This window comes from Corynebacterium sp. 045007 (assembly GCF_040743205.1).
Lineage (GTDB): Bacteria > Actinomycetota > Actinomycetes > Mycobacteriales > Mycobacteriaceae > Corynebacterium > Corynebacterium jeikeium_D.
In genome coordinates this window covers 14,081-25,695 of sequence record NZ_JBFLKW010000007.1, presented here as the reverse complement: position 1 = coordinate 25,695, position 11,615 = coordinate 14,081, and the positions used below count along the sequence as shown (strand labels likewise).

Below are 11,615 nucleotides of genomic sequence, written 5' to 3'. Positions count from 1 at the left end.
AGCAGTAATACTCAAAAGTTTTTCTTGAAGGAGCAAAATCATGGCTGGTAACACTCAGGTTTTCGGCGGCGGTTCCGGCGGAGGCGACGAGGAAGAGTTCGGCGAGGTCGCTGGCGGCGGTCAGGCTCAGGAGCACGTTGCAGCTGCTGACGACCTGCTGGATGAAATTGATGGTCTGCTGGAGAACAACGCCGAGGAGTTCGTGCGCTCGTATGTACAGAAGGGTGGCCAGTAAAAAGTGACTGACCAGCAGGTAGGGCAGCAGGAGCCGGAAGCAACGCCGACACCGGTACCGGCACAGGCGTTGACCCGACGCATCACCGGTATTGAGACCGAGTTCGGCATCACTCTGACGCTGGATGGCTCGCGCCGTCTGGGACCGGATGAGATTGCCCGCTACATGTTCCGCCCGGTGATCGCTAAGTACGGGGCAACCAACATTTTCACCCCCAATGCTGGTCGTATGTACCTCGATGTCGGAAGCCACCCGGAGTACGCTACCGCTGAGTGCGATTCGGTCTCGCAGCTGGTAGCGTACGACCGCTCGGGCGAGGTCATCTTGAATGAACTCGCTGAAAAGGCTGAAGCAGAGCTTGCCGACGAGGGCATCGGTGGCAAGGTCTACCTGCTGAAGAACAACGTTGATACCGTCGGTAACTCCTACGGTTGTCACGAAAACTACCTGGTTGGACGTGAACTGGGACTGAAGTCCCTGTCCAAGCTGCTGCTACCTTTCTTGGTTACGCGACAGCTCATCTGTGGCGCGGGGAAGATTTTCCTGCCGTACCCAACCTCGCCGTATCACAACGATCCGATTCAGTACTGCTTCTCGCAGCGCGCGGATCATGTGTGGGAGGGCGTCTCCAGTGCAACGACGCGCTCCCGGCCGATTATTAACACTCGCGATGAGCCACACGCGGACTCCAACCGCTTCCGCCGCTTGCACGTCATCGTGGGCGACTCCAACATGAGTGAGACGACGACTGCGCTCAAAATTGGCTCCACTCAGCTGGTACTGGAGATGATTGAAGCCGGCGTGAAGTTGCCGGACTTCGAAGTCGCCAACGAAATCAAGTCCATCCGTGCGGTGAGCCGCGATATGACCGGCAAGGCCGAGATTCCACTGCGCAGTGGCGAAACTGCCACCGCACTGCAGATTCAACGCGAGTTCCTGGACGCTGCGACGGAGTGGCTGAAGGTCCGCGAAGAAAACATGGTCAATGAAGACAAGGGCATTGCCGGGGCCGGCACGTCCAACGAGGAAATGGGCCGCATCGTCGAGCTGTGGGGTCGCGCGCTGGATGCCGTGGAAACCGGTGACTGGTCTCTCATTGAGCACGACATTGACTGGGCCATTAAGTACTCGCTCATGAAACGCTACCTGGATCGCGGTCTAACGCTGGAGGACCCCAAGCTTCATCAAATCGACTTGGCCTACCACGACATCCGTCCCGGCCGAGGCATCTTCCGTGCGCTGGAAGCCCGTGGCATTGCCTCGCGGTGGATCACCGATGAGCAGGTCGCTGAGGCAGTCCGCATCGCACCGCCAACTACTCGTGCGAAGCTGCGCGGTGATTTCCTCGTTGCAGCTGAAGACTCCAGTTTGAAGACCGTAGTGGACTGGACACACCTGAAGATTTCCGGTGACGATCCCATCTCCACCATGCTCGGCGACCCCTTTGCCACGGAAAACAATGAGGTCAATGAGATGATCGAGATTCTGACGGCCGCGAAGAAGACCTCGGATACGGATCCGGAAAACTAGTTCCGCCCCCGGAAACTGCCCCAGGAAAAGGAGCCCCACAGTCGTGTCTGTCCCACCGGTATCGGAAAGCCCCGGATCCGCTGCGATCAGTGAGACCCAACGCCAGGTTCAGCTGCTGTTGGCGCTTGCCGACGACACCGGGTGGGTCAGCGAGTCGTGGATCTCCAAACATGTCGAGGGTTACTCCCGTGTTTCCGAGGATTCCCGGGCTCGTTATTTACGTGCGGACACCGCGGCACTCCTGGCAGCCGGGGTCCCGGTGGAGGTTTCGTCGTCAAGCGCGGGCGATAAGGTCAAACGTCTGCGCCTGAACAGACTACGGTGGCCCCAGCACGACCCCGAGTTCACTGAAGCGGAGGCTTCGGTGGTTTTCCAGGCGGCGAATGCGGCGTTTGGTTCGGAGGAGCTGAGCTCGACGGCTGTGGCGGCGTGGCGGAAGCTCGCATCGTTTGCGCAGCGCAGCGCCATTGCGAAGCCGGATGAGTCGGTGGTGGTGGCCGATGCGGTGGATATGAGTCGAGTGGATTTCAGCACACTGCTGACTGCAATGACCTCGCCGCGCCGGACAGTGGAGATGTGGTACTCCCGCCAGTACGGCGTGGATGATGAACTGCGCGTGCTGGAGCCGTGGGGTCTGATTAACCTGCGCGGGCGCTTTTATGTGTTGGGCTTTGATCCGCAGCGTGAGGCGGCGCGTATGTTCCGGCTCAGCCGTATCCGCGATGTGTCGGATACAGGGACGTCGGCGACCCAGCCAATGCCCGATGGTGACTTGCAACAGATTGCGGAAAACATGTTGCACCGCGGTGGCAAGACCTATCAGGCGGTTGTTCGTATCGCTCCGAATACCTGCGCTGATGTGGTGATGAAAGCGACCGCGTTGGGGGATGGGCGCTACGAGCTGCCAGCGGCACCTGTGAGTGAGATTGTGTCCACAGGTTTGAGTTACGCACCGGATTTGATTGTGGAATCACCTGAAGAGGCACGGTCGGAGATTATTGCTCGGTTGGAGCAGGTACTCGCTCGCCATGGCGGATTGAATGGTGCGAAGAACGCTTTGGAGGGCAACTAATGACAGTGCATGCAGCCCGGGAACTTGACGCAGGTGTCAGCGTCGACGAGTTGTTGGCGGTCGTACCGTATTTTTCGCAGCACCGTTCAATGACAGAGGCCGCTACCGAGCTGGCCATTCCTTTCGCCCGAATTCGGGCAATCGTGGAGCAGATTGCCGACATCGACCAGCCGGGACTCCTCGGAGTGCGGGCTTTTGAAGTTGATTACCGCAACAGCTTTGATGTCCGTATTCGCCCTCAGGCAACGGTGCTCAGCCAGCCACGTGCGCTCACAGCCGAAGAAACCGCGACCTTGCTGCTCATCCTGGAAACCATCGAGGACTCCGCAGCCACCACTTCCTCCGAGGCCGCGCAGACGGCCGCGACAAAACTACGCAGTGCTCTGGGAACAAACGTCCCCATCATTGACTCGACCGCCGCGGACGATGGCAAATCCTTTTCCTATTCTGAGCAGATTTACGCCGCACTGCATCAGCGCAAGGTGTTGAAGGTGCGCTACCGGAATGCCTCAGGGCAGGTTACAGTCCGTGAGCTTGACTGTGTCAACGTTTATACAGTTGAGTCCACGACGTATCTCCGCGCTGTCGACCGTGCGCAGGAAGACCGTCGCCAGAAGAGCTTCCGCGTCGACCGCCTGGAGGCCGCCGAGGTCCTCGACACTCCCGCCGGTTTCCACCGCCCAGAGCCTGTCGATATCCGTGATCCCCACGCCTTTGGTGCGGAAACGGGAACGTCCGAATGGGCGAGTGTGCTTATCGACGCCGATGCTACGTGGATCGCAGACTATGAACCGGTCTTCTTTACTGAAGATGAGGGAGAAGAAGAGGATACCGAACCGGTCTCTGACCAAGGCTTAGGGCAGTCGAAATTTGCCGCTGACGTGCCCATGTCCGACCTGGCTGCAACAGTCTCCTTTGTGCTCCGCCGTTCACCGAGCGTAAAAGTCACTGAGCCCCTAAAATTGAAAAACGCCGTTGTTGCGCGAGCTTCCGAAGCTTTGGCAGAGTATGGTCGAAACGACAAAGCTTAAACTAGAGCTTCTATCGCGCACAATGTGGCAACTTGCCACTTGTATTTGTATTCATTTGAAAGGTCTCTAAGCGGATGCCGAACCTAGGTCCCTGGGAAATCATCATTATCCTGGTCGTTCTTGTTTTGCTCTTTGGCGCAAAGAAGTTGCCGGATGCCGCTCGTTCGCTCGGCCGCTCCATGCGTATCTTCAAGTCCGAAGTCAAGGAAATGCGCAACGATGACGAGCAGCAGGAGCAGGCTGCAATCCAGCAGGCTCCGCAGGCCCAGCCACAGCAGCCGTACCAGCCGCAGCAGCAGTACCAGCAGCCGGCGCCGCAGGCTCAGCCGCAGCAGCAGTACCAGCAGCCGGCGCCGCAGGCTCAGCCGCAGCAGCCGTACCAGCCGCAGCCTGGCCAGAACAACCCTGGCCAGCCGCAGCAGTAGTAGAAGGCCGGTTGAAGCGTGACTTCAGCTACATCCACATCACGTCCTCGGAAGCGCCAACGTAAGCGCAATCCCGAGGGCGTGATGACTATTGTCGAGCACATTCAAGAGCTCCGGCGTCGTCTCGTTCTCTCTCTTGCTGGTATCGCCGTTGGCACTGTTGTGGGCTTCATCTGGTACCAGACCGCCTTTACAATTGGCCAGTTCCGCATACCGTTTACCTCGACCGATGTCGGTCCGCTGCACTTTAAGTCCCTGGGTGAATTGCTCAAGGATCCGTACTGTCAGCTTCCACCCGAGATGCGTCTCGGCGGCGGCGAGGGTGCGGAGTGTCGTCTGCTGGCGACCAGTCCGTTCGAAATGTTCATGCTGCGACTAAAGGTCGGCGCGTTGGCCGGTCTGGTGATGTCGTCGCCATGGTGGCTCTACCAAATTTGGGCCTACATCACCCCTGGCTTGGTTCGGAAGGAACGCCGCACCACCCGCCGAGTTGTGACTGCCGCAGCACTGCTGTTTGTCATGGGTTCCGTCCTGGCTTACTTCGTTGTCGCCTTCGGTTTGGAGTTCTTGCTTCAGATCGGTAAAGAAACGCAGATTTCTGCACTCACCGGTTCGCAATACTTCGGTTTCGTCCTCGCACTAATTCTGGTTTTCGGAGTCAGCTTCGAAGTTCCACTCTTCGTGGTGATGTTGAATATGGCGGGCGTCATTACCTACGAGGGCATCAAGGACAAACGCAGCATTATCATCATGTCGCTGTTTGTCTTTGCGGCTTTTATGACCCCAGGTCAGGAACCAATATCTATGGTCGCAATGGCGACGGCGCTGACATTGCTGGTGGAAGTCGCAATCCAGATTTGTCGCCTCCATGACCGTCGTAAAGCAAATGAGCGTCCGGAATGGCTGGATTTGGATGACGAACAAGGCTCCGGACCAATCACGGCCTCCGGTCCAATTGGCTCTACTGGCGGTATCGGTGACGTGGGCGGCATCGACGCCCCGACTTCAGTAAGTGCGCCGACGTCGATTCAGCCGGGCGGCATGCCGACGGCATCAGCGGCCCCGACGACCTCTCCGGTCTCTGGCCCCACGCCAGTGAACGCGCCGACGCCGACGCGGGCATCCCAGATGCGTCCTACTCGCAATTCGCGTCCACCACGGCCACAGGGCATGATTCCGGAGACTCCGATGCCGACGCAGGACTTGCGAAATCGTCCGACGAGCGACTTTGATGATGTTCTCTAGCGCGGTTTATGACACTCTAGAGGCATGACTCTTCTCGGCGATTTCGTCAGCCAACAGGATTTCGATCTTGACGACTTTCAGCTCCGCGCCTGCCAATCAATTGAGGCAGGGCGGGGCGTTGTCGTCTGTGCACCCACCGGTGCGGGCAAGACCATTGTTGGCGAATTCGCTATTTATGCAGCTCTTGAGCGCGGTGGCAAGTGCTTTTACACCACACCTATCAAGGCGTTGAGCAACCAGAAGTACCACGACCTAATCGAGGACTACGGCGAGGACCGCGTAGGCCTGCTCACTGGCGACACTTCTATTAATGGCGACGCGGACATCGTGGTGATGACCACCGAGGTGCTGCGCAACATGATTTATGCGGACTCGCCGACGCTGAAGAGGCTCACGCATGTGGTGATGGACGAGATTCACTACCTCGCAGACCGCGAGCGCGGCGCTGTCTGGGAAGAGGTTATTTTGAACCTCGACCAGTCCGTGGCCGTCATCGGTTTGTCCGCGACGGTGTCCAACTCCGAGGAGTTCGGCCGCTGGCTGTCCACGGTGCGCGGGCACACGGACGTCATTGTCACGGATCTGCGCCCGGTTCCGCTGCATCAGCACATGCTGGTGGGAAACCGGCTCTATCCGCTTTTCGAGGCGAAGTCGGACAAGGTCAATCAGGACCTGTTGGAGGCGTGCCGTCGTGCCGAGTTCGGCTACGGCGACGCTGGGGCCAGGGAGCGCTACCAGTACAAAAAGCACAAGGGCGGTGGACGCTCGTATAGCTGGGGCGATAAGGGGCAGCGCAAGTTCCGCCCGCCGAAGCGCGGCGATGTTATCCGCATGCTCGGTTCCATGAACATGCTGCCCGCAATTGTTTTCATCTTCTCCCGCGCGGGCTGCGAAGGCGCGCTGGCGCAGGTCGGCGCTACTCGCGCAGAGCTCACTGACCGGGATGAGCAGGAGCGCATCGCCAAGATCATCGATGACGGTGTTGCGCACATTCCGAAGGAAGACCTGCAGGTTCTCGGCTTCCTGCGCTGGCGCCGCATTCTCATCCGTGGTTTTGCGGCACACCACGCGGGCATGCTGCCGGCGTTCCGGCACATTGTCGAAGAGCTCTTTAACGAAGGCCTGGTCAAGGTCGTCTTCGCCACCGAGACGCTCGCACTGGGCATCAACATGCCTGCCCGCACGGTCGTGCTGGAGAAGCTGGTCAAGTTCAACGGCGAAGCACATGTGGATCTCACGCCGGGTCAGTACACGCAGATGACCGGTCGCGCTGGCCGCCGCGGTATCGACACTGTCGGCAACGCAGTGGTGCAGTGGGCCCCGGCAATGGATCCGAAGGCTGTCGCAGGGCTGGCATCTACGCGCACATATCCGCTGATTTCCACCTTCGCGCCGAGCTACAACATGAGCGTCAACCTCCTGCAGACGCTCGGTTACGACGGCTCGAAGCGCGTCATGGAGCGCTCATTCGCCCAGTTCCAGGCGGATGGCGACATCGTCGGAGTTGCCGCCGAACTATCCAAGGCCAAGCAGGAAGCCGCGGCCCTGCGTGCGGAATTGCTCGGCAGGGGAGCCGACGCACACGCTGAAGGGTCGGAGGCTGAAGCGTCGTCGTCAAGCGAGGAAGGCAGTTCGCGTGACGACGAGCGCCTGACCCAGATGCTTGAATACCTGGATCTGCGCGCGAAGCTGACCCAGGAGGAGAAGAACGCCAAGCGCCGCAATATTGAAGACCACCACACAGAAACGGTGACCGCGCTGCGCAGACTCCGTCGAGGCGAGGTTATTCCGCTGCCGAAGGGTAAGAAGGTGCAGCTGGCGGTGGTGTACCGAGAGGACCATTCGAAGTCAAATCCACGTCCCGGTGTCATCAGTGTCGGCGGGTTCGTGGGGCGTGTGGAGCCGCATATCTTCCCAGCGGCGCCGCAGACGGTCGGCGCGATTAAGCTGCCTCGGGATGCGGACCGGCATCCGCGACGTGCGCTCGGAATTGTGCGCGCAGAGATTGGCCGCAAGGGGCTAAAGGGACCAAAGCGGCTGAAGCGTCGCACTGGTGGCAACTCGCCGGCGGTGAGGAAGCTGCGACAGGAGCTGCGCGAGCATCCGCTACATGGCGATCCTGCGGTGGAGACGATGGCTCGTCACGCCGATACGCTACGGCAGGCCGAGGCGCATGTGGCCAAGCTGCAAAAGCGCGTCGATTCCGCCTCGGATACATTGGCGCGCACATTCGACCGCATGCTGCAGTTGCTAACACAAATGGACTACGTGGAATGGCCGGAGAGCGCGGAGCCGACAATTACCGAGGAAGGCCTGCGGCTGGCGCAGATTCACAACGGCTCGGATTTGCTGGTGGCCACGTGTCTGCGCCGCGGTATTTGGGATGATCTGGACCCCGCGGAACTGGCCGGTGCGGTGTCGAGTTTGGTCTTTGAAAACCGCAAGGCCAGTCAAGGCAGTGACGAGGTGCCTACCGAGCCGCTGGCCAAGGCGCTGGGGAACACCTACCGCATCTGGGAGGAACTGTCGGAGGACGAGCGCCGTTACCGGCTGCCGGTAACGGACTTGCCGGATATGGCTTTTGCCACCGCAATTCATCAGTGGACTGCGGGTGCACCGCTGGGGTACTGCCTGCAAGCCGCCGCCGAGAGTGGCGCGGAGCTGACCCCGGGCGACTTTGTCCGCTGGTGCCGTCAGGTCATTGACCTGCTGCAGCAGATCAAGAAGACCGGCTACTCCACGGACATTCGCGACAAGTCCGCCGAGGCTATTCAGGCAATTCGCAGGGGCGTAGTGGCGCTGAACAATTAGTTGCCGGTTACGTTGGTCAGCCGAAGCCTCGCCGCCCCGAGGCCACTCAACCGGCGACGGGCACAGGCCGACGGGTACAGTTGGCAACTATGAGCAACGGTATCTTTAGCTTTGACATCTATCAGCAGCGTCTGGATCGCACTGCGGAGCTACTCCGCAGCCGCGATGCGGACGCTGCAGTCTTTGGAACCGGCGCTGACCTGCAGTATCTCATTGGTTCTGCGGTCACTTCGCATGAACGCCTGACCGCGCTGGTGGTCACTGCATCCGGCACCACCACGCTGGTACTGCCCGCTGTTGAGCGCGGGGACCTGCCACTGTGTGCAATCGGTGACCTCAATGCCGATGTGGTGTTGTGGGAAGACGGCCAGAATCCGCACCGCATTGTCGCCGACTTGGTGGGCCACGTGGGCACCCTCGCAGTGGGAGCCTCTTTGACCGCTGACCACTTGATTCCTATCCAGGATCTCACCGGAGCTAAGACTGTGTTGGCCGGAGACCTTCTGAAGGAACTGTTCATGCGCAAGGACGCCGCTGAGATTGATCAGCTGCGCGAGGCCGGCGCCGCTATTGACCGCGTTCACGCTCGTGTGCCGGGTATGCTGCGCGCAGGTCGCACTGAGCGCGAGGTCGCCGATGAGATTTCGGCTGCCATCCTGGAGGAGGGGCACGTCGCCATTGACTTCGTCATTGTCGGCTCCGCTGAAAATGGTGCGAATCCGCACCACGATTTCTCCGACCGCGTCATCGAGGAAGGCGACGTGGTGGTCGTCGATATCGGAGGCACCTTGCCGCTTGGCTACCACTCCGATTGCACGCGCACCTATGTCGTCGGCAAGCCGGGGGAGAAGGAAGCTGCAGCGTGGGCGGCTCTGCGCAAGGCGCAGGAAGCTGCCGTGGCGGCGGTGCGCCCCGGTGTGACGGCTGCAGAGATCGATGCGATTGCGCGTAATAGCCTCACCGCTGCGGGCTACGGCGAGTACTTCATTCACCGCACTGGTCATGGCATTGGCCTGTCCACGCATGAAGAGCCGTTCATTATGGCTGGCAATGAGCTCAAGCTCGAGCCTGGCATGGCGTTTTCGGTGGAGCCGGGTGTGTACCTGCCGGGTGAGTTCGGTATGCGGCTGGAAGACATCATCGTTGTCACCGAAGACGGCGGAGAATCGGTCAATAATGGTCCGCACGATTTAATTACCGTCTAATCGAGGTTTAGAGGAAAGGTATTTTCTAGCGCATGGGACACGTACTCGTTCTTGGTGCCACCAGCGAGATCGGCGGGGAAGTTGCCGCGCGACTGGCCAACCACAACACCTTCACGCTCGCTGCGCGCCGCACTGAGGCGCTCGACGGCATTGCCGGTCGGCTCATCGACTCCGGTGCCGTCGCGGTGCACCGCATCCACTTTGATGCCGATGACATCGCGGCACACCGCCAGTTCGTCGAGCACGCCTGGCAGCACGGTCCCATCGACACGGTGATTGTCGCGTTCGGTATCCTCGGTGATCAACGGAAGTGTGAGGAGTCCGGCGAGGCTGCTGCGGCAGTCATTCATACCGACTTCACAGCACAGGCATCGATTCTCACTGAGATTGTCGCGCGCATGGAGTCCGACATCGCCTCCGGCACGCTGCCTGTGCGCGATAAGGTCGCGGGCCGCATCATGGCCTTTTCCTCTATCGCAGGTGCCCGCGTGCGCCGCGCCAACTACGTCTACGGTTCGGCGAAGGCCGGTCTCGATGGTTTCCTCCAGGGCATGCAGGACCGCCTGCACGGGAGCCATATTCAGCTGACGATTGTCCGGCCGGGCTTCGTCATCGGCCGCATGACCGAAGGCATGAAGCCAGCGCCGATGTCCTCGCGCCCCGCCGAGGTCGCGGAGGCCGCCGTCACTGCTTTCGACGGTCGGAAGCCCCACGTCTGGGTGCCGCGTAAATTGGCATTGCTCGCACGCGTCACACATCTGACTCCGCGCTGGATTTGGCGGAAGATGCCCCGATGAGCCCAAAGCTTCGCGTCGTCGGCATCGGCTGCGACGGGTACCCTGGCCTATCCGCGCGCGCTGTCGAGGCGTTGTCGTCGGCTCGCCGCATCATTGGCTCTCCCCGTCAGCTCCATTTGCTTGCCGACGTCAACCTGGACGCCGACCTCTCACCTTGGCCAGGTGGCTTCTGGAAGGATTGGCGGGCCACCCTGGCAGATATTGACCCCGCAGTCGATGTCATCCTCGCCAGTGGCGATCCCATGTTCCACGGTGTCGGCGTGTCCCTGGTCCGGGAGCTCGGCCGTGGCGCCGTGGAGGTTATTCCAGCGCCATCGTCAGCCTCGTTGGCCTGCGCTTACCTCGGCTGGCCCTTGCATGACACTCCGGTGATTTCGCTGGTGACAGGCGAGCCGGGGCTACCTGGTGCCGCGCGTGTCGTACCGGTAGCGGATTCACTACGGCCCTTCCTGGTGCTGTGCCGAAACGCGGACTCAGTGAAAGAGGTCGCTACGGTTTTAGCCGACCGCCCAGACACCAAGCTCACCGCGCTGACCAATCTCGGCGGCACGGAAGCTACAGGGCTGCCGGAGTCCGTTGCCGCAGGCACGGTGGCGAACCCACCAGTTCCAGCTGGCAACCTCACGGTGCTGGCGGTGGAGCCGTCGGGAAGCGCGCGCGGCTGGCTGCGCGACGGTGACTTTGATTCAGATGGCCAGCTGACGAAGGCGCCGATTCGCCAAATGACGGTCGCTGCGTTGGATCCGCGGCCGGGAGCGCTGCTGTGGGATGTCGGCGGTGGCACGGGGTCGATTGGCATTGAGTGGGCTCGGCACGGCGGACGTGCGGAAATTTTCGAGTGCGATGCTATTCGTGCAGAGCGAATTGCTAAGAATGTGGCGACTCTGTCTGGCAATGTGAATGTCCACCATGGCGCAGCGCCAGAGGTTTTGGCTGACTCGAATCTTCGCCCCGATGCCATTTTCATCGGCGGAGGTCTCACTGCTGACGGCATGATTGAAACCTGTTGGCAACGCCTTGCCCCGGGAGGCACCATCGTCGCAAACACCGTGACGCTGGAGTCGGAGGCTCTGCTGTGGCAGGCGCGTCGCGACTATGGCGGGGATGTCACCCGGATTTCCGTGGAGCGCGCAGGTGCAGTCGGCAGTTTCACTGCGTGGCGCCCTACGTTGCCGGTGGTGCAGTGGGTGGCGGAGAAGCCAGTAGAGCCTGCGCTACCATAGACGTAATTTCTCTGTCTAGAAAATATTGAGGACTCTGTAAC

10 protein-coding genes are annotated in these 11,615 nt (G+C 60.5%); all 10 read left to right on the top strand.

Annotated elements, in window-relative coordinates:
* The first annotated feature begins 40 nt into the window (after nt 1-40).
* The 10 genes from AB1Z34_RS05215 (at nt 41) to AB1Z34_RS05170 (ending at nt 11,574) form a co-directional block, all read left to right on the top strand.
* The gene (locus tag AB1Z34_RS05215) at nt 41-235 is read left to right on the top strand and encodes a ubiquitin-like protein Pup (RefSeq protein WP_005510795.1); all 195 of its coding nucleotides are present in this window, start codon (nt 41-43) and stop codon (nt 233-235) included.
* Between the two features lie 69 nt (nt 236-304).
* Nucleotides 305-1,765 (top strand): Pup--protein ligase, encoded by a 1,461-nt coding sequence (gene pafA / locus AB1Z34_RS05210; RefSeq protein ID WP_048734207.1) that lies wholly within the window; start codon nt 305-307, stop codon nt 1,763-1,765.
* Nucleotides 1,766-1,808: 43 nt separating this feature from the next.
* A complete protein-coding gene (locus AB1Z34_RS05205; protein WP_367158016.1) occupies nt 1,809-2,837 on the top strand; it encodes a helix-turn-helix transcriptional regulator in 1,029 nt (342 codons plus the stop codon).
* Nucleotides 2,837-3,868, top strand: coding sequence for a YafY family protein (locus AB1Z34_RS05200; RefSeq protein WP_016422800.1), 1,032 nt, complete (start codon nt 2,837-2,839; stop codon nt 3,866-3,868). Before AB1Z34_RS05205 ends, AB1Z34_RS05200 begins: the two co-directional genes overlap by 1 nt.
* 74 nt (nt 3,869-3,942) lie before the next feature.
* On the top strand, nt 3,943-4,293 hold the full coding sequence (tatA, locus tag AB1Z34_RS05195; protein WP_016422801.1) for a Sec-independent protein translocase subunit TatA: 351 nt from the start codon (nt 3,943-3,945) through the stop codon (nt 4,291-4,293).
* An 18-nt stretch (nt 4,294-4,311) separates the two neighbouring features.
* A complete protein-coding gene (tatC, locus tag AB1Z34_RS05190; protein WP_052317815.1) occupies nt 4,312-5,538 on the top strand; it encodes a twin-arginine translocase subunit TatC in 1,227 nt (408 codons plus the stop codon).
* 24 nt (nt 5,539-5,562) lie between these two features.
* Nucleotides 5,563-8,349, top strand: a complete 2,787-nt coding sequence (locus tag AB1Z34_RS05185; protein WP_016422803.1) for a DEAD/DEAH box helicase — start codon at nt 5,563-5,565, stop codon at nt 8,347-8,349.
* Nucleotides 8,350-8,429: 80 nt separating this feature from the next.
* Nucleotides 8,430-9,554, top strand: a complete 1,125-nt coding sequence (locus AB1Z34_RS05180; RefSeq protein ID WP_126108033.1) for a Xaa-Pro peptidase family protein — start codon at nt 8,430-8,432, stop codon at nt 9,552-9,554.
* A 32-nt stretch (nt 9,555-9,586) separates the two neighbouring features.
* Nucleotides 9,587-10,351, top strand: a complete 765-nt coding sequence (locus AB1Z34_RS05175; RefSeq protein WP_367158015.1) for an SDR family NAD(P)-dependent oxidoreductase — start codon at nt 9,587-9,589, stop codon at nt 10,349-10,351.
* Nucleotides 10,348-11,574, top strand: a complete 1,227-nt coding sequence (locus AB1Z34_RS05170) for a bifunctional cobalt-precorrin-7 (C(5))-methyltransferase/cobalt-precorrin-6B (C(15))-methyltransferase (RefSeq protein WP_016422806.1) — start codon at nt 10,348-10,350, stop codon at nt 11,572-11,574. Before AB1Z34_RS05175 ends, AB1Z34_RS05170 begins: the two co-directional genes overlap by 4 nt.
* Nucleotides 11,575-11,615: the final 41 nt, after the last annotated feature.

Bases quoted from the DNA above. Each gene is read 5' to 3' on its own strand.
- AB1Z34_RS05215 (WP_005510795.1), top strand. From the start codon at position 41: ATGGCTGGTAACACTCAGGTTTTCGGCGGCGGTTCCGGCGGAGGCGAC.
- AB1Z34_RS05200 (WP_016422800.1), top strand. From the start codon at position 2,837: ATGACAGTGCATGCAGCCCGGGAACTTGACGCAGGTGTCAGCGTCGAC.
- tatA (WP_016422801.1), top strand. From the start codon at position 3,943: ATGCCGAACCTAGGTCCCTGGGAAATCATCATTATCCTGGTCGTTCTT.
- AB1Z34_RS05185 (WP_016422803.1), top strand. From the start codon at position 5,563: ATGACTCTTCTCGGCGATTTCGTCAGCCAACAGGATTTCGATCTTGAC.
- AB1Z34_RS05175 (WP_367158015.1), top strand. From the start codon at position 9,587: ATGGGACACGTACTCGTTCTTGGTGCCACCAGCGAGATCGGCGGGGAA.
- AB1Z34_RS05170 (WP_016422806.1), top strand. From the start codon at position 10,348: ATGAGCCCAAAGCTTCGCGTCGTCGGCATCGGCTGCGACGGGTACCCT.